Here is a 24,555-nt window from a genome sequence, read left to right on the forward strand (position 1 = left end):
GCCTGGAGATAGCGGGCGCGGAAGGCTCGGTTTGGTCCTCGGAAGTCACCGAACCAGTCTGCCACCATCCCAACCCTCCCGCAGATCCCGCCCTCCCCACCCACAGGACCTGCGAGAGCGTCGGCCAGAAACCGGCAGGACCTGCGAGAGCGTCGGCCAGAAACCCACAGGACCTGCGAGAGCGTCGGGAGGAAACCCACAGGACCTGCGAGAGGGTCGGCCAGAAACCCACAGAACCTGCGAGAGCGTCGGTCAGAACCCTGCAGGATGTGCGAGAGGGTCGGGAGCGTAGCCCCTACGCGCTCTTGCGGAAGACCTGGATCACGGACGGCCGCGGGGCGCGGACCTGGCCGCGCTTCGGTGTGGCACCGGCAGGCACGTAGTCCGGGAAGTACGAGTGCGGCGCCTCGAAGGTGCCTTCCTCGCCCGGGTGCTGCACGGAAACGAAAACAGTGCGTTCGTCGTCGTGGACGATGGGGCCGCACGTTTCGGCGTCGCGCGGGACGGCGAGGAACTGCTCCACGCGGCCGCGCTCGGCGCCTTCCAGCGTGACCTTGAAAAGCCCGTCCGCCTTGCCGATCCCGGAGGGGGCGCCGTCGGTGGAGATCCAAAGGTTGCCCACGGAGTCGAAGGCCAGGTTGTCCGGGCAGGAGATCGCCGAGACCTGGTCTGCCGGGAAGCCGGAGAAGTAGGTGACGTCGCCGGTGGAGGGGTCGCCACAGACCATCAGCAGGTTCCACGTGAACTTCGTTGAGGTCTGGTCGCCGGTCTCGGTGATCTCGACGATGTGGCCGTCCCGGTTTTCGGTGCGCGGGTTGACCTCCGTGGCGCCTTCCTTGCCCACCTTGCCGCGGTCGGAGTTGTTGGTGCAGGCCACGTAAACCTTGCCGGTGTGCAGGCTCGGCTGGACGTCCTCGCAGCGGTCCATCTTCGTGGGGCCCACCTTGTCCGCGGCCAGTCGCGTGTAGACGAGCACTTGCTCCACAGACATTCCGGCGACCTTGGACTTCCCTCCCACCACGAGGGGCAGCCATTCGCCGGTGCCGTCGAAGGAACCGTCCGCCGGAACCGAACCGGAGCCGTCGATCTGGGACGCCGGTGCGTCGCCGGTGAACTTGGCCACGTAAAGGTCGCCCTCGGAGAGCAGCGTCATGTTGTGACGGCGGTTCCCGTCGATGACCTTGTTCTTTGAGACGAACTTGTACAGGTAGTCGAAGCGCTCGTCGTCGCCCATGTAGGCCACCACGTGCCCGGACCTGGCCACGATCACGTTGGCGCCTTCGTGCTTGAAGCGGCCCAGGGAGGAGTGCTTCTTCGGGGTGGAGGTGGGATCGAACGGGTCAACTTCCACGATCCAGCCGAAGCGGTTGGTTTCGTTCTCGTAGCCGGGGTTGTTGGCGTCGAAGCGCGGGTCATCAAGTTCCCACTGGCGGGCCGTGGGCTTGTTGGTGAGGCCGTAGCGCCTATCGGCGGCGGACGTGCCCGGGGCGACGAAGTAGCCGTTGAAGTTCTCCTCGCCGGACAGGACGGTGCCCCACGGCGTGGTGCCGCCGGAGCAGTTGCCCAGCGTGCCGTTGATCCAGCGTCCGGCCGGATCGGCCGTAGTTTTGACGAGGGCGGAGCCGGCAACGGGCCCCGTCAGCTCGTAGCGGGTGCTGTTAATGTACCGCCGGTTCAGGCCGGCGCCCTTCACGTAGCTCCACGGCTGGTTCTTGTTCTTACGCTCCAGCTCCACCACGGTCAGCCCGTGGGCGGCGGCACCGACGGCCCGCATCTCGGCGGCCGGCATGGTGGCCGGGAACATGATGTTCTCGTTGGTGTACTCATGGTTGGCGAAGAGCAGCGCGCGGCGGCCCTTGCTGCCCGGTATCTCCAGGATGTCCGAGTAGTCGTTGTTGTAGCCGAACTGCCGCGCCTGTGCAGCGGCGGTCTGGTTCGTGAGATCGAACGCGGGGGCGTCGTTGAAGATCGGGTCACCCCAGCGGATGACCGGCTGCCAGGTGAAGCCGGCCGGAACCGTCACGGCGTCGACGTCGGTGCCGATGGAGGGAATGGCGGTGAACTGAAGCTTGGACTTGCCGGCACGGCCGTAACCGTTCGTCGCGGCAGCCGACAGGCCGGTCCCGCCGTCGGCAACGGCAGTTTCGGCAGAAGTCAGGGAGCCGCCGAGTACGACGGCGAGAGCACCGGCGGCGCCGAAGCCCAGGGCGGCGCGGCGGGACAGGGTGGTGGACGCGATGTCACGGAAGTAGCTGTTGGAGCTGGTGTTGCAGACGTCGCCCGAGCAGGCGTTGTCGCACTTCAGCGCACAGGTGACGGGGCTGCGCTTGCCTTTGGTGTGGCCGAGCATAGGCAGCAGGGCAAACTTGCGCCCGGGGATTTCAGACATGGAGAGACCTTCCAAGGGGTGAGATGCGGTCCCGGCCACCCTTCCAGCGAGAACTAAATGTGAGAGGACGCTCTGGTTAAGATCCGGTGAACTTACATACCTGTAAGTTCATGTTCGCAGCGCAGGAAGAAGCAACTGCCGGGCGCCGGCGGGTCAGCTGATCCGGGCCGGGTTGAGCTTCAGCCGGCGCAGCAGCTGGGCGTTGAGTGCAACGACGATCGTGGACAGGGACATCAGCACCGCGCCGGCGGCCGGTGAGAGCACCACTCCCGCGAAGGCCAGCACACCGGCGGCCAGCGGGACGGAAATGATGTTGTAGCCGGTGGCCCACACCAGGTTCTGCCACATCTTGCGGTAGCTTGCCCTGGACAGATCCACCATGGACAGCACAGACCGGGGATCGTTGCCGGCCAGGATGACGCCCGCTGACTCGACGGCCACGTCCGTGCCGGCGCCGATCGCGATGCCTACTTCCGCCCTGGCCAGCGCCGGCGAATCGTTGACGCCGTCCCCCACCATGGCCACCTTCAGGCCGCGGCCCTGCAGCTCGGCCACCTTCTTGTCTTTGTCCGCAGGGAGCACCTCGGCGAATACCTCGTCGATGCCCAGCTCGGCGGCCACGGCGTGTGCCACCTGCCGGGCGTCGCCGGTGATCATGGCCACCCGGATTCCCCGGTTCTGCAATGCGGCGACGGCCCGCCTGGATTCGCCGCGGACGGCGTCCTCGAGGCCTACGGCTCCGAGGATCCTGTCGCCCTCCACCACGTGCAACACCGCCGCCCCGCGGCCCTTCCAGCCGCTGGTGGCTTCAGCCAATTCTCCGGTTTCCGCAATGCCTAGCTCCCGGAGCAGCGCAGGGCCGCCCACCTGAACGAGGCGGCCGTCCACGGCGGCCCGCACACCCCTGCCCGTCAGTGACGTGAAGTCAGTGGCCAGGGGAATACGCAGTCCCTGCTCCCGTGCTGCCCGCACAATCGCCCGGGCCACGGGGTGCTCGCTGTCCGCCTCAACCGCGGCGGCGAGACCCAGCAGCTCTTCCCTGCCCACGCCGTCCGCGCTGGCCGCATCCTTGAGTTCCGGCTCGCCCCTGGTCAGCGTGCCGGTTTTGTCGAACAGCACGACGTCGATGGTCCGCATGCTTTCCAGGGCCATCCGGTCCTTGATCAGCACGCCGACGCGGGCGGCCTGCTCGGTGGAGATGGCGATGACCAGCGGGATGGCCAGGCCGAGGGCATGCGGGCAGGCGATGACCAGCACGGTGACCGTGCGGGTAACGGCGTCCGGAACGCTGCCGAGCAGGGTCCAGACAATGAACGTGATGACGCCTGCGCCTGCTGCGAAGTAGAACAGGAAGGCCGCGGCCCTGTCGGCCAAAGCCTGCGCTTTCGACGACGACGCCTGCGCCTCCGCGACCAGCCGCTGGATGCCGGCCAGCGCCGTGTCGTCGCCGACGGCCGTGATCCGGACGCGGACGGAACTGTCCGTAGCCACAGTCCCGGCGACCACGGGGTCGCCCACACCACGGGGAACAGTCCGGGACTCGCCGGTGATCATGGATTCGTCGAATTCAGCCTGGCCACCGATGACCGTGCCGTCCGCCGGCATCCTGGCTCCGGAACGGACCAGCACGGTGTCGCCGGCCCGGAGCTCCAGGACGCTGACGGTTTCGGTGCCGTCGCCGGCGATTCGTTCGGCCTCATCCGGCAGCAGTGCCGCAAGCGCGTCGAGCGCCCCCTGGGCGGAACCGAGGGCGCGCATTTCGATCCAGTGGCCCAGCAGCATGATGGCCACGAGCAGTGCCAGCTCCCACCAGAAATCGAGGTCAAATCCGCCGATGCCCAGGCTCGTGGCCCAGGAGGCAGCGAAGGCGACACTGATGGCCATGCCGATCAGCAGCATCATGCCGGGGCGCCGGGCCTTGAGTTCGGACAGGCCACCTATGAGGAAGGGCTGGCCGCCGTAGAAGAAGATCACTGTACCCAGCACTGGCGGAATCCATGTGGATCCTGGGAATTCGGGCGGCATGTAGCCGAGCAAGTCCCCAAACATGGGGCTGAAGTAGACGACGGGAAAGGACAGGGCAAGGCTGAGCCAGAACCTGTTCTTGAACATGGCAGTGCTGTGCCCGGCATGCTGGCCATGCGTGTGCACCTCATGATCGCCGTCCGGCCGCGTGGCATTCATCGCGTGGTCCGGGTGGCCTTCGGTGAGGCCGTTGGTTCCGCGCCCTAAATGCGCGTGAGTAGTTGCGTCTGATCCAGGCATTTCAGTTCGTTCCTTCACGGAAAGAGGTGATGAGGATGCTGGGGTTGAACGGCTGTAACGGCCCGTGACGGGAGGCCTGGACAAACCACTTCACTGACAACACGATTAACATACCCCTGGGGGGTATATTCGTCAAGGACCGCCGGTCACTCGATCTCCGCGTAGGCGCGGCGGAGCCGGGCTAGCCACCATTCCCTCCTCTCCGAGGAGGCGGCGTACTGCTCCAGCAGCCCCTCGTCGGCGACGGCCTCACGGAGCCGGATGGCGCCGTCGTCAGCCACCAGCGGATCAGCGGTGACGTCCCCGGCCAGGAGTGACACAGTCCCCAGGCCGCACGCATAGGGCAGCTCCGGCAGGGCGGCAGCGAGCGCAAGGCCCGCACGGATTCCTACGGACGTGTCCAGCGCGGAACTCACAACGGCGGGCATCCCGGCCTGCGCGACGATGCTGAGCGCACGCCGCACTCCCCCCAGCGGCGCCACCTTGACCACGATCAGATCGGCGGCACCGGCGCGGGCCACTTTGAGGGGATCGTCTTCCTTGCGAACGCTTTCGTCGGCCGCGATCAGCACCGGAATACCCGCCGAGCGCAGACGGCGGCGGACCTCGGCAAGGCCCTCGATGTCCGGCACCGGCTGTTCCGCGTATTCCAATCCGACCCCAGCCAGCCTGGTCAGTGCTTCCACGGCCTCCGGAACGTTCCAGCCTCCGTTGGCATCCACACGGATGGCGGCGTCCGGCAGTGCGGCGCGGACCGCGGCCACCCGGGCGGCGTCGTCGTCGAGGGTCTGCCCGCGCTCGGCGACCTTGATCTTGACGGCGTCCACGCGGCCGAACCGGGCCAGGACTTCCGGCACACGCGCGGCGGGGACTGCCGGCACCGTGGCATTGACGGGGATGCTGGTCCGGAGTGGTTCCGGGAAACCATGCCAGCCGGCCTCAATGGCGGCGGCGAGCCATCGGGAGGCTTCGGCGTCGCCGTATTCCGGGAAGGCGCCGAACTCGCCCCAGCCCACGGGTCCCTCTAGCAGGAGCGTTTCGCGTTCGAGGATGCCGCGGAACTTGACCCGCATGGGCAGCACCACCACGTGGGCAGCGCCGATCAGCTCCTCAACAGGGGGCATGTCGCCCAGAGAACGCAACGCCGGCGCGGAAGGCGACGGAAAATGGGAAGGCCCGGGAGGCCGTTCGGCAGGCATGGCTTCACTGTACCGGTGCCCCAAGCCGCCGCCTCAGCAGGAATCACGCTATGTGGACAACCCTCCCGAACGCTCCGCGTCCATCACTCCGGTCGGCTGGCGTGCCCCAGAATGTGGGCCACCGGCGGGGCGAGCGGATGACCGGAGAAACCGAAACGCTCGTTGTCCTTCACCTGAAATCCTGCGGCACTGATGGCCTCCAGCGTGTCCCTGTTGGGGTGGCAGCCGCCGGCCATCCGCTGCCAGCCGGGCGCCAGCACGTCCTCCACCGCAGCGAGGATCCGGCGGCTGGAGCGCACATGCTCGTAAAAGGCCAGCGTTCCACCCGGGCGCAGCACCCGAAAGACTTCCGCCAGGACGCTTGCTTGGTCCGCAACGCTGCAGAGGACCAGGCTGCAGACCACCGCATCCGCGCCGGCATCCGGCGCCGGGATGTGTTCGGCCGATCCCGCAACCAGTACAACGGGAACCGGGGCCGAAGCCGCCCGCCGGTCGGCCAGTCCGCGCAGATAGTCGTCCGGCTCAATGGCCAGGACGTCCGTTACTGTCTCCGGGTACAGCGCAAACGATGACCCCTCGCCGGCCCCGATTTCTATCACGCTTCCTTGCAAACCGGACAACAGACGCCGGCGGTGGCCGGCGCCTCCTCTGCGGTTCATCCCGACGACGGCCCGTGCGTACGCGCGGGCAAAGCGGGGGTGCTGCAGTCCAGCGGGACCTTCCGGGCTCTGCGATGTCATTTGACTGGGCTTTCTTTGAACGACGCCGGCCCCCACGTCGTTGGAGGGACCGGCGGCTTTTGGGGCGGCACTCTGTTGACGAGGGAGCCGCGATTGAGACCTAGCAAATTATGGTGCAGAAATGTTGTGCAGAAATCTGGTGTAGAAATCAGAGCGGAGAACGAGAAACGGCCTTTTGGCCTGCAAATGGGGCTTGCCGTTATGGCCTGGGAGGTCCGGGCCGGATCGCGGCCCCCAAGACCGTAATCCAGCCGACGGGCAATTCCACGACAGCAGGACAAGGTGCTGCGCCCCAACACAGCAAGCCCAAACCTTCAAAAACGGCGGCACACCCGCTGCACTCAGGACCCCCAGAGATCCCAGAATCCCCCAAGGATCCTAGGAACCCCCCAGGGATCCTAAGGAACCGGCTGCGGCACCCCAGGGACGTCCCCCGGGACGTCGTCGTCGATGTCGTCGTAGACGTCGGCGGCCAGATCCGACTCGACGCCGACGCCGAACCGGGCAATCACGGTGGTCCCCCGTCCGGGAGCCGACATCACCTGCAGGGTCCCGCCGGCCTCGCCGATGGTGTCCCGCATGATCCGCAGTCCGAAGTGGCCCTCGGGTGATCCCAGGCTCTGGTCAAAACCGCAGCCGTCGTCGTGGATCCGGATTTCGGAGCGTTTCCCGTCCTGCCTGAGCCGGAGCTCGGCGTTGGCCGCTTTGGAGTGCTTGGCCGTGTTGGCCAGCGCCTCCCGCGCCACTCGGTAGAACAGGGCGGCACGGTCCCGGTCCAGCTCGCACTTGGCCGGAAGCTCGAGTGCGAGGCTGATTCCGCGTTCCTCGAGGGGATCACCCAGTCTGGCAAGGGCGCCTGGCAGGCCCAGCCGGTTGAGGTCCGGCGGGTAGAGCTCGCTGGTCATCGCGCGCAGGCTCCGGACGTTGTCCTGCAGGATGCGCCGGGCATCAGCGAAAAGCTGGCGCTGGCCCACCGGACCGTGCAGCTCCTCGGATTCCAGCACGTAGGACAGGCCCGAGAGGTCCTGGATCACTTCGTCGTGCAGGTCACGCGCAATCCGCTGGCGTTCCAGTTCCGAGGCTTCAATGGCTCGGTGCAGGAGGCGGCTGCGGGCGGCCTCATAGGCCTGGATACGCTTTGCGAGCCTGACGGCCGGGAAAAGTTGCGCCAGTTGCAGCACACCCAATGCAAGGAGGAAGGGCGGCGCCATGCCGAACAGCACCGCAGCCTGCTCCAGGCGGACAGCACCGACGTCGTAGTAGGCCTCGAACACGAGCAGCTCGCCGTTGGGTGCAGTGACGGGAACGTAGACCTCAACCAATTCCTCGGTGGAGGCTCCTGGCGTATTGACCTCGTCCTTCTGCATTTCCAGGTTGGCCGGCACATCCTCGCCGTTCAGCACCTCGGCGGCCTCCCCGGGCAGCTCGAACTTCTGCCCGATCAGCTTGGGGTCCTCCGAGTAGACGATGCGCCCGTTCTTGTTCCAGAGCCTGATTTCAAAGACAGACCGGTCATCCATCCAGGGACGAAGCCGCGCATCGAGGCGCGCCACCGCGGCTGGGTTTCCGGACAGCACTGATTTGTCCAGGAGCGGCCCCACCACGTTCTGCGCCAGTTGCTCGGTGGAGTGCTCCGAATTCTGCAGGGCGTGTCTCTCGGCCTCGGACCAGATCCAGAAGGCCACAGGCGTGATCACCACAACCAGGGCCACCAGACCCATGAGCAGGAAACGACGGACGGCCTTGAAGACTTCGGAACGCTCGGATGCCGGCGATTCCAGCGGACGGAACAGTACAGGCCTCCGGAGGGATGGCCTAGCCATTGGACGGCTGCTCGAGCATGCCGCGCCGTGAAGCTTCCATAACCGATTCGAGCTGAGAATGGGTTCCCAGCTTGGCGAAGATTGCCTTCACGTAGCCCCGGCAGGTGTTGAGCGAGATGTCCAGCTTACTCGCCACTTCCTTTGAACCGTGACCGCCTGCCATCAGCCTGAGCACGTCCAGCTCGCGCGGCGTCAGCACCGGACCGCCCGGCTCAACTTCGCGGACAGCCGCGGCGGGCTTCGGAGTGCTCATGCCCAGCTGTGCCACCAGTGAGGGGTGAACCACCATGTTGCCGGCCCGTGCGTACCGGAGCGTGTCAAGGAGCGTGGACAGCGAGCCACCCTTGGGAAGGAAGGCGCAGATGCCCATCGAGGCGGCTGTGCGCAGCGCATCCGGAGTCGGGTCGCCGGTCAGCATCACGATCCGCGTCTGCGGAGCATCCGCCAGGATGCGGGCAGCGGCGGTGAGGCCGTCACCGTCGGGCAGGTGGTAGTCCATGATCACGACGTCGGGCTTGAGCGCCATGCTCTGCTCGACGCCGCTCTTGGCGGTGGTGGCCGAGGCCACGCTGCGCAGGTCCGGCTCGCGGTCCAGGGCGGCGGTGAGCAGCTCGGTAAACGTGCTGTGGTCGTCGATGGTCAGGATGCTGATCTCCCGCATACGCTGAGAAGAAAGCGGGGGAAGCGGTGAATCCCCTTCGGCCAGGTCAGCAGCTTCATCATCGCTCACCGCGGTTGCCTGGAGCAGCCGGGCATGCGCATCGCGCAGTGCCCGGCCGGGCAGGCAGCCGATCTCCTGGTCCATGACCCGGCGGCAGCGTCCGTACGCCCGAAGGGCTTCCATGTACTGTCCGGATTCCTCGAGGCCCAGCACCAGTGCGGTCCAGGCCCTTTCGTTGATGGGGTCATCCAGGAGCAGTTCGCTGGCAAGGGCCACAGCGCGCTCCGGCTGGCCCACGGTGACGGCGGCTTCGGCGGCCCGGGCCTTGATGCTGGCCACGCGGGCTGCGTGGAGCGCCCGTTCCTCTTCGGCCCAGCCTGCCAGGAGCTCATCGCCGAGCAGCGGCACCGAAGCGATCTCCAGTGCCTTCTCAAGCATCTTGTAGGACTCCGCCGGGGCGGCGTGTCCGGCCTGCTTCAGGAGATCGTCGAACCGGTCAAGGTCCAGGTCCACCGCGGCGCGGTCAATCATGTAACCGCCGGTCACAGTCCGGAGCGCTCCGCCCTTGCCGGAACCCGGCTGCAGGTGGCGCCGCAGGACGCTGACATAGCTTTCGAGGGTGGACAGGGCCTCGGCAGGAGGCTGGCCGTTCCACAGGACGTCGATCAGGTGGTTCTTGGAAACCGGCGTTCCGAGCTTGAGCAACAGGATCTCAAGGACCTGCCGCGGTTTCGGGCCGCCCAGCTCGTGGGATCCGATGACCACGTTTCCGCGGCGGACCTTGAGCGGACCCAGGATGCTGATCGAGAGCCGCGCCGGCGCTCCACCCTCCCCCTCCAAGGCTGCCGGAAAGTGCTCGTCGTCGTGCACCCTCCTTGACCAGCGAGTGTCCTCTGCAACTGTCTGAACCATCTTGCACCTACTATCCCCATGACCGCATTCCCCATGAATGGCTTGGACTCATACTTGTCAATCAGGCAAGCCCGGGCACGAGTAGCGGGTACTCGAATTTTAGGAAAAGGACTACTTGGTTGCTTCCGCAGCCGAGGGGTGACCACTTGGCTTGGCCCCTGCAGACATCCCCTTAAACCTTGGGGATGGGGCGTCCGGGCTTACAAAAGTGCCAAGTTTTTCCCAAGAACTCAGGCGTAGTTTGGTATTACCGCAGTTCCCAGCGGCGTTCATGCGATCCTCACCCCCGGAGGACCGCCAGATATGCATGAAATGGGTGACCTCATGACGCTGACCGTGGCCGTACCCAGTACAACCAAGTACTCCGAGTACCCGGCAATGCGTGGTGTTTTCGGCGGCCCCTGGACTCAAAAAAAATCTTCGGCCCGAGAGAAAATGCGTGCACCGTTACGCGGACAAGTCTGTAAGCACGTGCGTAAAGAGCTGTACGGGCCGCGCCTCCACCGGCCGTCGCCGCAGATAGAAGAGGCACAACGGTGAAGGCCGACGGCGAGCATCGGTCATGGCTGCGGTTTGCCCGGCGGCCAGGCCTGCGGCCGGCTCAGCGCCACGGCCCGCGGCCGGAAAAGCGGCCAGAAAAGCGGTCAGACGTCCGGGCCGAGCTGCGCGCCGAATTCCATTCCGTCCGCTTCCGGGTGCTGGCCACGCTTCTGGTCTTCATGGGAGTGGGCCTTTTCGGCTCGGGGGCTTTCACGCACGCCGCCCAGCTCAGTGCCCTCAACAACAGGGTCAACGCGGAGCTGCGCCAGCCCGCAGCACAACTCGACGCGCTGGCAAAGAAAGGCGTGCCGGGTTCCGGGGGCGCTTCCTATGGCAGCCTGGATGACCTTTTCACCACGTTCCTGCGGAGCGGCACACCGGGCGGGTACGAATCGGTCATGACCACGATCCGGGGCGGGAACACCATCCTTCCGTCCGTGCCGCAGGGTACCAACCTGAGCTCCGGGCCCCTGATCCAAAGGATCTGGAACATGCGCGCTCCCGGCCGGACAGTTCTTCGGGACACGACCATCGACGGCAGGACGGTCCGGCTGGCAATCACGTCGGTGTCTTTGGAAGGCACGCAGGACGAAGGGCTGCTGGTTGCAGCCAACGAGATCGGCAAGCAGCGCCACCTGGTGTTCGTGTCGATGTGGAATTATGCCCTGGCCTCGGCCGCCACGCTGTTGTTTGCCGGAGTTGTCGGGTGGATGGTCATCGGGCGGCTGCTCAGTCCCGTCCGGCGCCTGCGGGAGGCCACGCAGGCCACAACGTTCGAAGACCTGACCAAACGGGTCGAGGTCCCCGCCAGCACGGATGACGTTGCCCAGCTGGCCAAGAATTTCAACCATATGCTGGAGCGGCTGGAGTCCGGCTTCGAGAACCAGAGCCGCTTCGTGCACGATGCCAGCCACGAGCTCCGGACGCCCATGACGATCATCCGCGGCTACCTGGAACTCCTCAACGCCGGCGATCCCGAGGACGTCGGCCAGACCCGCGACCTGCTCCTGGATGAGCTGGACCGGATGCAGTCGCTCGTGGACGAGCTGCTGATCCTCGCCCGTAGCGGCCGTCCGGATTTTGTCTCCCCGGACTGGATCGAAGCCGACGATTTCCTGGATGACATCCTGAACCGGATCAAGGTTCTGGGCCCGCGGCACTGGCAGCTGGACGCCAAGCCCGGCGGCCTCATCCATGCGGACCGCCGCCGGCTCACCCAAGCGCTGGAACAGCTCGCGGCGAACGCAGTGAAACACACATCGGAGGCGGACCGGATTTCGGTAGGGGCGGCCTGGGAAGAGAACGACGGCGGCATGGCTTACGGCGCGCGGGCCGGCGCGGCTAAGGACTTCGAAATCTGGGTGGCGGACACCGGCACCGGCATTCCGGCGGACGAGCACGAGCACATCTTTGAACGCTTCGGGAAGGGCCACAATTCTGCCGGCACCGAGGGCTCGGGGCTGGGCCTCTCGATCGTCAAAGCCATTGTTGAGGCGCACGGCGGAACGGTTCGGCTGGAATCGGCCGTGGGCGAGGGAAGCCGCTTCGTGCTGAGTATTCCATCCGGGGGCGGCGACGGCACCGAAGAAGAAATCAGCGATGCTGAGACAATCACAGCGGCCCCCGCCGCCAAACCGCGGCTGGCTGGACCGGCGTCGGGCCCTGCGGTGGTGGCCAGCACGGCAGGCACTCAGTGACCCGGATTCTGATCGCCGATGACGAGCCCCGCATCGCAGCGTTCCTCGCAAAGGGGCTCACCGCGGCGGGTTACACCACCACCCAGGTAGCTGACGGCGTGAAGGCCCTGGACTATGCCACGTCCGGCGAGTTCGACCTCCTGATCCTGGACATCGGTATGCCAAGGATGGACGGCCTCGCCGTTCTCAGGAATCTCCGGGCCATGCACTCCACGGTTCCGGTGATCGTGCTGACGGCTGCGGACAGCCTGGAATACACCGTTGCCGCGCTTGAGGGCGGGGCGGACGACTACATGACCAAGCCCTTCCGGTTCGAGGAGCTGCTGTCCCGCGTGAAGCTGCGGCTCCGGGGCACGGCGACCGCTGCGCCCACTCCGGCGCTTGTTTACGGGGATCTGACCCTGGACATCAACCTCCGCACGGCAGGAATTGGCGGACGCGTGATCGACCTGTCCGCCCGGGAATTCGTCATGGCGCGGACCTTCATGGAGAACGCCGGCCGCGTGCTGAGCCGCGAACAACTCCTGAGCCGTGTGTGGGGCTATCACTTCGAGGGGTCGTCCAACGTGGTGGACGTCTACGTGCGGTATCTGCGGCACAAGCTCGGTCAGGAGCGCATCCAGACGGTCAGGGGTGTGGGTTACCGGCTCATGCGTCTGCCAGGCGAGCCGGAGTCCCTCCCGCCCGACGGCACCAGCCCCACGGAGGCCGAGGTCGACGGGAGCGCCCCGGAGGGTCCCGGCGGGGAAAACGCCGACGGCGGCACATCAGGAACGCGGCGCAACGGTGAGCCAAATGGCCAGGAGTCTGCGCCGGTCTAGCCATTGCATGAGAGGACTCTCATGCAGGTCTCATCCGCGCTTCACCTTCGCATCGCAGAGTGGAATCAACAGCAAGGAAGGCGGACCGGTGAGGGAAGGCGGAGCGATGAAGAAATGGTCGTTGCTGAGCATTCCGCTGGTTGCGCTTGCCGGCATTTCGGTGTGGAGTCAGGCAGTCGTCGGGGCACCTGACGAAAAGTATTCCGGAGTTGTGGTGCGCGAACCAGATCCGCGCTCTGCTGTCCATGGTGACGGCCTCACCAGGCATCCCGGCGTGGCTCCGCTCGGCAAACCGTCCGCGTCCGCCCGGCCCAATTCGCCGAACCTCAAGTCCGCGCCGCTCAATCCCGCATCCTCGACGCCGATCCCCACGGCGACCAGGCTGGCCGAGCCGGCGCAGCCGCAGGAAAGCAGCCCTGCCACCGATCCGGATTCCGGCATTGTTCAGCGCGTTGACCCGACCCAGATCACGTCCCCAGCCGTGGCCCCTACCGACGACCCCACTTCCCATGTCCCCTTCGACGACAGCGGGGCAGGCCATGACTACTAGCCAGCGGCGGCACCCCGGATCAGCTTCCCCTCAGCTGAAGGAGCCCGGGATGCACAGGGAAGTTCGGGATCTGCACGAGCCAATCCCGCAGGAGCGTTGGGGATATACCGTGGGAGTACCGAACAGCCAGCCTTCGACTGTCACGATCGACGATTCGGAACTGCACCAGCAGGTCCTGGACATTATTCAAGGCGTGCTGGCCACCGCCGATCCCCGCTCCGAAGTCCGGCGCCGGCTGCTGCGGCATCTGGCAGAGAATCCGGGGCATCCCGAGCAGGCGCTGCTGGACCATCTCCGGGACAGGAACCGGCGCGGCGGGAACTCGCCGGGCCCGGCCGGGCACGGCGCACGGCTCGATTCGCACACTTAATAACGACGTGCGGCCGGTGCGGCCCGGCCGCACGGCGCGGCCCCTGCAGGCCGGCGCCGTCCACTGGCAGGCCCTCGGCGCGGCCAGGGAGTTACGCGACCTCCGCCGGGCTGCACCGCCATTCGGCCGGCCCGGCAGGAACTGGACAACACCAGATCCTAGAAGAGCAGCAGCAGGAATCCTCCGACTGTGCTCAGGATGCCGACGCCGGTGAGGATCCAGCCCAGGATCAGGACAGTGTTGTCGTGCTTGGGCGGTCCGAGGCCCCAGCGGGATGGGTGGCAGACGTCGTAGTGGAGTTTCACTGCGTTTCCTGCCACCCTTCCTTCCGCCACGTCGGCATCCACGAGCGTCTGCCGTGAAACGTTGTCATGGTCGGTCCAGCGGAATCCGGTGAATCCTCCGGCCGTGTATACCTCGGCCGTCGTGCTGGTCCAGACACATCGCCGCCGGCTGATGACCAGGCCCCACACGAGCAGCGGCACCCCAGGAACGAACCCCACCCACGTCATCATTTCCAGGATGGGGCCCAGTGCATCCACGAATCCGGCCATGCCCAAACTCTATCCGTCGGCCGGGCTCCCCAGCGCTGCAAGTCGTACTTTTGCGGCGGCGGCAGACAGGCGACTCCCAGCAAACTGTGACACCCTTGTTACGATGACTTTCCAGCTCAGGAACCCCAGACGCCAGCAGCCCGCGGGCCGGATGCGCCTCGCCAGGGGCACCGGCTTCCTCTTTGCAGTGGCCACCCTGGCCTGCATGACCGGGCTCGCGGCCACATATTACTACTTTGTCCGCACCACCACCGGGCAGTTCATCGACGAGTCCGCCCTGGTGGAGGCGGTGGCCATCCACGGGCCGGCGGGCAAGGTCACCACCCAGTTCCTGGACTGGCTGCCCACCATCTCTCTGGTGATGGCCGCCGTCGTCGTTCTTCTGGTCACGGTGATACACCGACGCTGGCGGGCCGCGAGCATTGCGGTGGTGGCGTGCGTCGGCGCGAACATCGCCACGCAGGTGCTCAAGGACCTGCTGCCGGCGCGGCCGTACCGGGGCGTGGAGACGCTCGAGCTGAACTCGCTGCCGTCCGGACACACCACTCTGGCGGCGTCGGCGGCGGCGGCGGTGTTCCTAATGGCGTCACCGCGCTGGCGGCCGCTGGCGGGGTTCGTGGGCGGGAGTTTCGCGATTGCGTCGGGGATGTCCACGCTGGTGAACCAGTGGCACCGGCCCGCCGATGTGGTGGCCGCGTTCCTGCTGGTGGGCTGTTTCATGATTCCGGCGGGCTGGCTGATTATCCGCACGGGCAGCCACGAATGGAATGTCTGGGACGGGTTCAACGGGCACTGGGCGTCCGCGCGGTTGTGGATCGGGCTTCCCGTGGTGCTGGGGCTGGTGTCGGCCGCTGTGGCTATGTATTCGCTGGTCAAGATCGCGCCGCTGCCGGGCCAGGAGGGCAGCACTACCAACTACTTCTGGGCCGGGATTTCACTGATCGTGATCGCCGGCTACCTGGCCACCGTGGCTACGACGTCGCTGTTCGCCTACGCGGCACGACGGCGGGAACCGGCAGGACGGTAGCCGCACGTCCCGCCGTGCCCGGTAAGTGGCAGTCCGGTTAAGTGGCAGCTCGCGCCGTTCTCGCCGCTGAAAACGGCGCGTGCTGCCACTGTCAGCTAGGCGCGGGGACGGTCTCAGGGGAAGAGCCGGCCCGGCCCGTATGGGCGAGAAGAACCAGGGCCGCCGAGATAAGAACCGCATTCTTCATCACGAACTCGCCGCTGGCGGTCAGCATCAGGGGGTCGCCCTGGCTGAACATGGCGTCGGGGACCATGACAAAGGTCGCGAACGTTCCGGCCAGGTGCAGGGCCATGACCAGCAGTGTCAGGCGAATGAAGACTCCGGCCATGAGCATGGCTCCGAGCAGCGCCTCCCCTGTTCCCAGCACGCTCACAACCAACTGGTCGTTTCCGAACGGCAGAGTTTTGGCGACCAGTCCGGCCACCGGTGAGTTGCCGGTGACCTTCAGTGCGCCGAACCAGATGAAGACCACGCCGAGCACTACCCGCAGGAGCCGCAGCGCCACCGGTCTGAGTGCCTGGCAAGCCGCCGTCTCCCACTTGTGTGCCTTGGCCGCGAGTCCCGGGCCGCGTGGTGCCGCTATGCCGCCGGGCTGTATTTCCGAGCGGCGTCTGGTGCTGCTTTCATAAAACATCGGAGCTCCTTCCTCACTCAGCCGGACGCGGTGCCCGGCAGTCCCCAGCGAAGTGTGTTTGAAGTGTGCGGGCGCCCGCTTGGGGAAAACTTGGGCGGTCAGCCGGCCGGTGAGGCCCCCCGCCGTGCTGGCAACGGGTAACCGTACGCTTCCGGCAAGCCCGACGGCGGGACTCGCCGCCGTCGGAAAAGCATCGCGTACGCGTCCCGGGAAGCAGTTGCTAAATTGCGGAATAACCTTGCTAGCATTGGCGCATCTTGACTTGAATAATGGGGGAAATTCATTGCGCTTCCGTGGTGTTTCACGTTCCTTAACGGCTCTTATTGCGGTGGCAGCAATTCTCCTGGCAGCCGGGGTGTCATCCCAGGCGGCGCCGGTCAAGCTCACTCATGCAAATGCCGGCTACACCATAAACACGGCACTCGGATCGCCGTACATTGGCAGCTCCGTGGTCCCTTTAACCGCCACAACGTGGGGCACGGTGAATAGCCAGGGCGTGGTGCAGGTCAAGATCAACAACGTGGTGGTATATCACCCGGTCAACAGCGCCTGGTTCATCAATCAGATGCTCTCTTCGTACCGCGTGACCAAGAACCGGGAGTATCTCCGGCGTGCCGAGGCCACCACCCGGTACATCCTGTCGGGCTCGTTCTCGGATGCAAGCGGGGCCACGTGGTTTCCCTACAACTTCCGGCACACCCCGGGAAACAAGATCGACATGGGCCGTCCGTGGTACTCGGGAATGGCCCAGGGAATGATGCTCTCAACGCTCGTAAATCTTTATGAGACCACCGGAAACACCTATTGGAAAACGAACGCCGACCGCGTTTTCAAGTCTTATCAGGTGCCGAAACGGAACGGCCAGCCGTGGTTCCAGGACCAGGTCCTTGAGGGCAGCAAAATATACATGTGGTTCGAGGAATATGTAGGCAAGGACATTCCCTCCTCACACGTGGTCAATGGACACATTTACGCGGCCTGGGGAGCCTACGACTATTACCGGCTCACGAAGAATCCCACCGCCCAGTTCATGTTCAACACCGCAGCAACAGCCATCCGGGACCACTTCAATGTCTACCGGCGCCCCGGCAGCATCTCGTGGTACGCGGCCAGCGCCTTCGGCCAGTACGTGTGGCGGACTCCCGCGTCCTACCACAAGGGTGTGATCAGCCAGCTGGCCATCCTTGGCCGCCAGACCGGCGACTCCATCTTTGCGAACCAGTCAGCCCTGCTGAAAGCGGACTACGCGGGGTAAGCGGCCACCGCTGGGCAGCCCTCCCACCGGCCCGCCCCACCCAACTTGGGCGGCCCGGTTGCGAATTCAGCTTTACAACCCCTGCCCCGAAGCCCACAATATAGCCCACCACAGCCTCCACTGGCTCTCCAGCGCGCTGCCACCGATCCTGCACCAGCAGAGGGGCGCCGACATGACGAAGCACCACGTTTCGGCCGGGGCTGACCGCGCCCTGAAGGAGAAGCGCCGGGCCATGTGGGCCCAGGGCGACTATCCCGCCCTTGCCACCGAGCTCATCCCGGACCTCGGCGCCATCCTGGTGGAGGCGTGCGGGGTCAAGCCCCGCCAGCGGGTCCTGGACGTCGGGGCCGGCGCCGGCAATGCGGCCATTCCCGCTGCCGTGATGGGTGCCGTGGTGGTGGCCATCGACCTCACGCCGGAGATGTTCGACGCCGGCCGGCGCCAGGCTGCCGATCGCGGCGTGGAGCTGGAGTGGGTGGAAGGGGACGCCGAGGCCCTCCCGTTTCCGGACGGCGAGTTCGACGTCGTGATGTCCTGCCTAGGCGTCATGTTCGCCCCGCACCACCAGGCGGGCGCCGACGAGCTGGTGCGGGTGTGCAGGCCGGGCGGCACGATTGGGCTGCTGAGCTGGACGCCCGAGGGGTTCATCGGGCAGATGATTGCCGCCATGAAGCCCTTCGCTCCGCCGCCTCCGCGCGGCGCCCAGCCGCCCCCGCTGTGGGGCAGCGAGGAGCATGTGCGGGAGCTGCTCGGTGACCGCGTCATCGACATCCAGGCCCGTCGGCAGCACGTCACCATCGCCAGCTTCCACCAGCCCGAGGACTTCCTGCACTACTTCAAGTCCCACTACGGCCCCACCATCTCGGTGTACAAATCCCTTGCCGGGGACGAAGGCAAGGTGAAGGCCCTGGACGAGGCACTCACGCAGCTCGCCGAGAACTTCAGCGACGCCCACGCCGATGCGGCCTACGAGATGGACTGGGAGTACCTGCTGTTCACCGCCAGGAAGAAGACGGCGAGGGAGGCCGGGCAATGACCGGTCTGCCAGCTTCCCGCCGGGCGCAGGCCTTGGCGTCCATCCCGTCGCTTCAACGGATCCAGTCCTTCATGGGCAACTCCACCTACTCCCGGCGACAGCACGTCCCCGGCATCTGCGACTTCACGCTGGGCAACCCGCACCAGATGCCCCAGGACGCCTACGTGGACGCCTTGCGGGATGCGCTGACGCCCCGCAACGACCAGTGGTTTGCCTACAAAGCCAACGGGGAGGAAGCACGGGCGGCCGCCGCGGAATCGCTTCACCGTTTGCTGGACGTGCCCTTTGATCCGCGGGACCTGTATCTCACCACCGGCGGGTTCACCGCTATCGCCCTGGCGCTGAAGGCCGTGGCGGACCCCGGCGACGAGGTGATCTACAGCCTGCCGCCGTGGTTTCTTTACGAGCCGCTCGTGGTTGAAGCCGGGCTGGTTCCCGTGAAGGTCCGGATCAACCTGGAGACATTCGACCTTGATCTGGAAGCCATCGCGGCTGCCGTCACGCCCCGCACCCGGGTGGTCATCATCAATTCGCCGAACAACCCCACCGGCCGGATCTACCCGCCGGAGCTTCTGCAGCGCCTGGCCGGCTTGCTGGAGGACGCCTCGGCCCGCAACGGCAGGCGGATCTATCTGATCTCGGACGAGCCGTACAACCGGATCGTCTTCGACGACGCCCGGTTCCACAGCCCCACGGAGTTTTATCCGCACACACTGCTGGCCTATTCGTACGGCAAGACGCATCTGGCTCCGGGCGAACGGATCGGCTACCTGGCCCTGCCGCCCACCATGCCCGAGCGCAAGGAGCTCCGGGAAGAGATCAGCGCCCTGCAGCTGGCCATGGGCTGGATCTACCCCAACGCCGTCCTCCAGTACGCACTCCCCCGGCTGGAACAGTTCTCCATCGACGTCGGGCAGCTGCAGCGGAAGCGGGACAGGCTGGTTGAGGCGCTCGGCAGCATGGGCTACCGGCTGCGCCCGGCGGAGGGCACGTTCTACCTGTTCGTCCACTCGCCCATCGCGGATGATGAGGCCTTCACCGAGTCGCTGAGCCGGCACGACGTCTTCGTGCTCCCCGGCGTCCTGTTCGAGACGCCCGGGTTTTTCCGGATGTCCCTTACCTCCAGCGAGGACATGGTGGAGCACAGCCTCCCGGTCTTCGCGGCCGCCATCGAGCGAGAAGGGGTGTGACCACCATATGAGGTTGACGACGACGACCAACGTCTCGGTGGACGGCGTGATGCAAGGGCTGGGCGGACCTGACGAGGATCGCAGCGGCGGCTTCGTCCGCGGCGGATGGGCCATTCCGCTTCTCGATCCCGAAGCCGGGGACTATCTCAACGAGGTCTACGGCGGCGCGGCAGCGTTCCTCTTCGGCCGGCGGACCTACGAGATCTTCGCCGGCTACTGGGGAGCGATGGTCGATCCGAGCACCAACCCGATCGCCGCCGCGCTGAACAGCCGGCCCAAGTACGTGGTATCGACTACCCTCACGGATCCGCAATGGGCGGGCACGAGTGTCCTGGCCGGCGACGTCGCCGCGGCCGTCGGTGATCTGAAGGCGCAGCAAGACGGCGAACTGCTGGTGCCCGGCAGCGGTGCCCTCGTCCGGTGGCTGCTCGCCAACGACCTGGTGGACCAGCTTGACATGCTCACCTATCCCGTCGTCGTCGGCCAGGGCACACGGCTGTTCCCCGATACCGGTCCGGACATGGCGCTCGAACTGGTCACCTCGCGGATCACTTCCCGGGGGATCACCATCCAGACCTATCGGCCTGCCGGGCGCCCGGACTACGCAACGTCCACGGCCGACCCGAACACGTGACATGCTGCGTCGGTCCCCCCAACGAACTAACTAGTAGTTCCGCCGGTGCTTAAGTTTGGGGAGTACGACGGCGAATACACCTGCCGCTGCGAACCCCAGTACGCCGGTGGCCGTCACGCCGGCACCGAGGGAGGCCACGGCCGTCACGGCTGACAGGAGCACCGGACCGCCTGTGGATCCGGCGTCGGCGATGAACCGCCACAGGCCCAGGAACTGCCCGCGGCCACGGTCGGGCGAGAAGTCGGCGCCCAGCGTCATCACCAGCCCGGAGCTGATCCCGTTGCCGAAGCCGATCAGCAGCGCCACCAGGAGCAGTCCGACAAAGCCCGCGGTCATCGGAATCAGCATCAGCGCCGTGCCCATGATCAGCGTGGACGGGACCGCCACCCAGAGGCGGCCGCGCCGGTCCATGACCTTGCCCGCCGGATAGAACACCAGCATGTCGATCGCCCCGGACAGCCCGTACACGAGGGAAGCCTGCGACGCGTCGAGGCCCAGGTGGTCCGCCCACAGCGGGATCACCACCTGCCGGGAGGCCCGCAGGGCTGACAGCAGCAGGATGCCGGCTCCGGCCGTCAGGAAAACGCCGGCGTGCGAGACGGCCACCCCGCGCAGCGTTGGCGCCGGGCCGGCAGGACCGGACGTCCCTGCGTGAGCCACCAGGTCGCGGACGGTCACGGCGAGCACGGCGGCCGCCGCCATGCCGGCCACGCCCACCCAGTACGCCCCGCTGATGCCGGCGAACTGCATCACGGCCGCTCCCACGAACGGCCCGATGAAAACGCCGATCCGGCTCACGCCGCCCAGCGTGGACAGCGCCCGGGCCCGGAATTCCAGCGGCACCGCCTCGGTGAGATACTTCTGCCGGGCCAGGCTGAAAACGCTGGCGGACATCCCGACGACGGCCATCGCCGCTGCGAGCAGCCAGAGTCCGTCGTCAATCACCAGCGACAGCCCCGCGGCGAGCAGCGCCAGCGCCCCGGCGGCTGCTGCGGCCACGATGGACCAGCGTTCGCCGAACTTCAGGGTGATGACGGACGCGGGCAGGTTGAAGAACCAGGAGCCCAGCCCCATCAGCGTCACGATCAGCGCGGCCACGGCCACGGAGGCACCCAGTTCACGGGCGGACAGCGCCACCACCGGCAGGATCGCACCCTGGCCAACACTGAACAGGAGCGCCGGGCCGAACGCCGGGACAGCGATGCTGCGGAGGCTGAAGGGCGGCGGGCTGTCAGGCGGAGTCATCCCCTTCATCCTAGGCAAGCCGGCAGGCGGAGAAGGGGCTGCAGGGCCCCGGTGTGACGAATCAGGCATCACCTTTCCGGATTCGTCATAATAGGACAGTCCTTGGCGAGCGTACTAAGTCTGCTTAGCATTAGCCTACGACGGTGGCCAAGGGCGGCCCCCGAACAACTGAACAACTGAACAGCCGCAGGAGTGATCATGGAAGTCTGGCCGGGCAACGCGTATCCGCTGGGTGCAACCTTCGACGGGGCGGGAACCAATTTCGCGGTGTTCAGCGAGGCGGCCACGGCCGTCCAGCTGTGCCTGATCGCCAGCGACGGCACCGAGACGCGCGTGGACCTCATCGAAGTGGACGGATTCGTCTGGCACTGTTACCTCCCCCAGATCCAGCCCGGTCAGAAGTACGGCTACCGCGTGCACGGTCCCTACGATCCGGCCATGGGCAAGCGGTGCAACCCGAACAAGCTGCTCCTGGACCCGTACGCCAAGGCCATCGCCGGGCAGGTCGACTGGCACCAGTCGATGTTCTCCTACAACTTCGGCGCCCCTTCCTCCCGTAACGATGAGGACTCCGCCGGGCACACCATGCTGGGCGTGGTGATCAACCCGTTCTTCGACTGGGCAGGTGACCGCGCGCCCAAGATCCCGTACCACCGCTCGGTGATCTACGAGGCCCACGTCAAGGGGCTCACGCAGCTCCACCCGGAGGTGCCCAAAGAGCAGCGCGGCACCTTTGCCGCCGTCGCGCATCCCGCCGTCATTGCGCACCTGCAGCGGCTGGGCGTGACGGCGATCGAGCTGATGCCGTGCCACCAGTTCGTCAACGACGGCACGCTGCAGGAGAAGGGCCTGGGCAATTACTGGGGCTACAACACCATCGGGTTCTTCGCGCCGCAGAACACGTACAGCTCGATCGGTGAGATGGGCCAGCAGGTCCAGGACTTCAAGGCGATGGTCCGCTCACTGCACCGTGCGGGGATCGAGGTGATTCTCGACGTCGTCTATAACCACACGGCGGAAGGGAACCATCTGGGGCCCACCCTGAGCTTCAAGGGCATCGACAACGCGGCGTATTACCGGCTGGTGGACAACGACCAGCAGCACTACATGGACTACACCGGCACCGGCAACACCCTGAACGTGCGGCACCCGCATTCGCTGCAGCTGCTCATGGATTCGCTGCGGTACTGGGTCACGGAGATGCACGTGGACGGGTTCCGCTTCGACCTCGCCTCGGCGCTGGCCCGGGAATTCTACGACGTCGACCGGCTCTCCACGTTCTTCGAACTGGTGCAGCAGGATCCCATCGTGTCGCAGGTCAAGCTGATCGCCGAGCCGTGGGATGTGGGGCCCGGCGGGTACCAAGTGGGGAACTTCCCGCCGCAGTGGACGGAGTGGAACGGCAAGTACCGGGACATGGTGCGGGACTTCTGGCGGGGCGAGCCGGCCACGCTGGGCGAGTTCGCGTCGCGCCTGACGGGGTCGGCGGACCTGTATGAGCGGTCCGGGCGGCGGCCGGTGGCGTCCATCAACTTCGTCACCGCGCACGACGGCTTTACCCTCCGGGACCTCGTCTCCTACAACGGGAAGCACAACGAGGCCAACGGGGAGGGCAACCGGGACGGCGAATCGCACAACCGGTCCTGGAACTGCGGGGCGGAGGGCCCCACGAACGATCCGGAGATCCTGAAGCTGCGCGCCCGCCAGCAGCGGAACTTCGTGGCCACCATGCTGCTCTCGCAGGGCGTGCCGATGATCCTGCACGGCGACGAGCTCGGCCGCACGCAGCAGGGCAACAACAACGTGTACTGCCAGGATTCGGAGGTCAGCTGGATCGACTGGGACGCCGTGGACCAGCCGCTCATGGACTTCACGGCGGCAGTGAACCGGCTGCGAGCCGAGCATCCCACGTTCCGGCGCAGCACCTTCTTCGACGGCCGGCCGGCGCTCCGCGGCGAGGACGAGAAGCTGCCGGACATCGTGTGGCTGAATGAGGACGGCACGGAAATGGTGCCGGAGGACTGGGGCAGGGGGTTCGGCCGCACCATCGGCGTGTTCCTCAACGGCGATGGGATCCAGGGCCGGGACGACCGCGGCCGGCGGATCACTGACGTGAACTTCCTGCTCTATTTCAACGCGCACGACGACGACATCAAGTTCACGCTCCCGGCAGGAGAGTTCGCCACATCCTGGGACATGGTGATCAACACCGCCGGAACCGGAGTGGACCGCGGACCCATCGACGCCGGCTCAGTGCTGAAGGTGGGCGCGAAATCCATGACGGTGCTCCGCGCCCGCGCCCTGAGCCAGCCCGAGCCGAACCTGTCCATCGCGCCGTCGCTGGCCGTGCTGTCGCAGAACCACAACCCGGAGGCCCCGGCGGCGACGGCCCCGGCGGCTCTGCAGGCGGGGGCCGGGGCGGGGGCCGGGGCGGTTGCTGGCACGGTGTAGGCGGCGCTCCTGTTCATACCCGTGGCGTACGTGAAAGTAGGTCACGGAGAAATGACCTGGCCGAAACGCAGCCGCAACGTGGCGGCTCCATCCTGAAGGTGCGCCGACAGGCGTAGGCCGGTTCGGCGTAGACCCCCGGGCTGAAAGGTCGAGGCGCCAGCGTCGCCAAGGGGATGGAGCCCGTCATGAACGAATCAACAATGCCCAGGGTCATCAGCTGCCGTGAACTGTCCCCCGGCGACCTCATTGAGGCCCGCTACAACGGCCACATGTATTACCACGGCAAGGTGACCGAAACGGTGCCAGTCCTGGGCATGTTCTGGATTCTCGAGTCTCGCACCGGGACCCGAAAGCTGCTGGATCCGCTGGCGTTCGAGGTGGTCAGGTTGCCGCCGGCGTCCGCAGATTCCGGGGCCTAGGGCAGCCCGATGACGGCGCGCGAAGAAAGGACCGCCGTCATGATTGCCACATCCCCGTTTGCTCTGTATTTTTAGCTTTCACAGCGATCTTTCGGACGGCTTTCAGGTAACTCTGAGGTCTCGCCGTCTTACACCGGATGATC

At 66.3% G+C, this 24,555-nt stretch carries 20 protein-coding genes; 11 read left to right on the top strand and 9 right to left on the bottom strand.

The features are described from left to right. Positions 1 to 295 precede the first annotated feature (295 nt). From AC1DDG_RS16450 to AC1DDG_RS16475, 6 genes are all read right to left on the bottom strand, one after another. Positions 296 to 2,389: a PhoX family protein gene (locus tag AC1DDG_RS16450; RefSeq protein WP_476876863.1), complete on the bottom strand. Its 2,094-nt coding sequence runs from the start codon at positions 2,387 to 2,389 to the stop codon at positions 296 to 298. A 153-nt stretch (positions 2,390 to 2,542) separates the two neighbouring features. Beyond that, positions 2,543 to 4,654, bottom strand: coding sequence for a copper-translocating P-type ATPase (locus AC1DDG_RS16455; protein WP_476876864.1), 2,112 nt, complete (start codon positions 4,652 to 4,654; stop codon positions 2,543 to 2,545). Positions 4,655 to 4,800: 146 nt separating this feature from the next. Beyond that, positions 4,801 to 5,778 (bottom strand): o-succinylbenzoate synthase, encoded by a 978-nt coding sequence (locus AC1DDG_RS16460; RefSeq protein ID WP_476876913.1) that lies wholly within the window; start codon positions 5,776 to 5,778, stop codon positions 4,801 to 4,803. 158 nt (positions 5,779 to 5,936) lie between these two features. Then, positions 5,937 to 6,593 (bottom strand): class I SAM-dependent methyltransferase, encoded by a 657-nt coding sequence (locus AC1DDG_RS16465; protein WP_476876865.1) that lies wholly within the window; start codon positions 6,591 to 6,593, stop codon positions 5,937 to 5,939. 398 nt (positions 6,594 to 6,991) lie between these two features. Next, positions 6,992 to 8,416 carry a sensor histidine kinase gene (locus AC1DDG_RS16470; RefSeq protein ID WP_476876866.1) on the bottom strand — a complete coding sequence of 475 codons (1,425 nt, stop codon included), beginning with the start codon at positions 8,414 to 8,416 and terminating at the stop codon, positions 6,992 to 6,994. Next, positions 8,409 to 9,989: a BTAD domain-containing putative transcriptional regulator gene (locus tag AC1DDG_RS16475; RefSeq protein WP_476876867.1), complete on the bottom strand. Its 1,581-nt coding sequence runs from the start codon at positions 9,987 to 9,989 to the stop codon at positions 8,409 to 8,411. The genes AC1DDG_RS16470 and AC1DDG_RS16475 overlap by 8 nt, the downstream gene beginning before the upstream one ends. A 536-nt stretch (positions 9,990 to 10,525) precedes the next feature. Between AC1DDG_RS16475 and AC1DDG_RS16480 the strand changes: the two genes are divergently transcribed. From AC1DDG_RS16480 to AC1DDG_RS16495, 4 genes are all read left to right on the top strand, one after another. Beyond that, positions 10,526 to 12,226, top strand: coding sequence for a sensor histidine kinase (locus AC1DDG_RS16480; protein ID WP_476876868.1), 1,701 nt, complete (start codon positions 10,526 to 10,528; stop codon positions 12,224 to 12,226). Next, positions 12,223 to 13,047, top strand: coding sequence for a response regulator transcription factor (locus AC1DDG_RS16485; RefSeq protein WP_476876869.1), 825 nt, complete (start codon positions 12,223 to 12,225; stop codon positions 13,045 to 13,047). Before AC1DDG_RS16480 ends, AC1DDG_RS16485 begins: the two co-directional genes overlap by 4 nt. A gap of 106 nt (positions 13,048 to 13,153) precedes the next feature. Continuing rightward, entirely contained in the window at positions 13,154 to 13,597 is a 444-nt protein-coding gene (locus tag AC1DDG_RS16490) for a hypothetical protein (protein ID WP_476876870.1), read from the top strand. 109 nt (positions 13,598 to 13,706) lie between these two features. Next, on the top strand, positions 13,707 to 13,967 hold the full coding sequence (locus AC1DDG_RS16495) for a hypothetical protein (RefSeq protein ID WP_476876871.1): 261 nt from the start codon (positions 13,707 to 13,709) through the stop codon (positions 13,965 to 13,967). 158 nt (positions 13,968 to 14,125) lie between these two features. Here AC1DDG_RS16495 and AC1DDG_RS16500 read toward each other — a convergent pair whose 3' ends face one another. Further along, positions 14,126 to 14,521, bottom strand: a complete 396-nt coding sequence (locus AC1DDG_RS16500; RefSeq protein WP_230118965.1) for a hypothetical protein — start codon at positions 14,519 to 14,521, stop codon at positions 14,126 to 14,128. 103 nt (positions 14,522 to 14,624) lie between these two features. Between AC1DDG_RS16500 and AC1DDG_RS16505 the strand changes: the two genes are divergently transcribed. Next, complete coding sequence (locus AC1DDG_RS16505; RefSeq protein WP_476876872.1) at positions 14,625 to 15,548, top strand: phosphatase PAP2 family protein; 924 nt, start codon at positions 14,625 to 14,627, stop codon at positions 15,546 to 15,548. 91 nt (positions 15,549 to 15,639) lie between these two features. Here the strand turns inward: AC1DDG_RS16505 and AC1DDG_RS16510 are convergent, their stop codons facing one another. Continuing rightward, positions 15,640 to 16,182 carry a DoxX family membrane protein gene (locus tag AC1DDG_RS16510; protein WP_476876873.1) on the bottom strand — a complete coding sequence of 181 codons (543 nt, stop codon included), beginning with the start codon at positions 16,180 to 16,182 and terminating at the stop codon, positions 15,640 to 15,642. 448 nt (positions 16,183 to 16,630) lie between these two features. On the opposite strand from AC1DDG_RS16510, the gene AC1DDG_RS16515 reads away from it, so the two are divergent. From AC1DDG_RS16515 to AC1DDG_RS16530, 4 genes are all read left to right on the top strand, one after another. Next, complete coding sequence (locus AC1DDG_RS16515; protein WP_476876874.1) at positions 16,631 to 17,437, top strand: D-glucuronyl C5-epimerase family protein; 807 nt, start codon at positions 16,631 to 16,633, stop codon at positions 17,435 to 17,437. Positions 17,438 to 17,609: 172 nt separating this feature from the next. Continuing rightward, entirely contained in the window at positions 17,610 to 18,473 is an 864-nt protein-coding gene (locus AC1DDG_RS16520) for a class I SAM-dependent methyltransferase (RefSeq protein ID WP_476876875.1), read from the top strand. Then, positions 18,470 to 19,663 carry an aminotransferase class I/II-fold pyridoxal phosphate-dependent enzyme gene (locus AC1DDG_RS16525; protein ID WP_476876876.1) on the top strand — a complete coding sequence of 398 codons (1,194 nt, stop codon included), beginning with the start codon at positions 18,470 to 18,472 and terminating at the stop codon, positions 19,661 to 19,663. Before AC1DDG_RS16520 ends, AC1DDG_RS16525 begins: the two co-directional genes overlap by 4 nt. Positions 19,664 to 19,670: 7 nt before the next feature. Continuing rightward, the gene (locus tag AC1DDG_RS16530; protein WP_476876877.1) at positions 19,671 to 20,297 is read left to right on the top strand and encodes a dihydrofolate reductase family protein; all 627 of its coding nucleotides are present in this window, start codon (positions 19,671 to 19,673) and stop codon (positions 20,295 to 20,297) included. 30 nt (positions 20,298 to 20,327) lie between these two features. Here AC1DDG_RS16530 and AC1DDG_RS16535 read toward each other — a convergent pair whose 3' ends face one another. After that, on the bottom strand, positions 20,328 to 21,542 hold the full coding sequence (locus AC1DDG_RS16535; protein WP_476876878.1) for an MFS transporter: 1,215 nt from the start codon (positions 21,540 to 21,542) through the stop codon (positions 20,328 to 20,330). 198 nt (positions 21,543 to 21,740) lie between these two features. On the opposite strand from AC1DDG_RS16535, the gene glgX reads away from it, so the two are divergent. Together glgX and AC1DDG_RS16545 are read left to right on the top strand one after the other, a co-directional pair. After that, complete coding sequence (gene glgX / locus AC1DDG_RS16540) at positions 21,741 to 23,993, top strand: glycogen debranching protein GlgX (RefSeq protein ID WP_476876879.1); 2,253 nt, start codon at positions 21,741 to 21,743, stop codon at positions 23,991 to 23,993. Between the two features lie 185 nt (positions 23,994 to 24,178). Then, on the top strand, positions 24,179 to 24,412 hold the full coding sequence (locus tag AC1DDG_RS16545) for a hypothetical protein (protein WP_476876880.1): 234 nt from the start codon (positions 24,179 to 24,181) through the stop codon (positions 24,410 to 24,412). Positions 24,413 to 24,555: the final 143 nt, after the last annotated feature.

The sequence above is a fragment of the Arthrobacter sp. 10L430 genome, assembly GCF_056395245.1.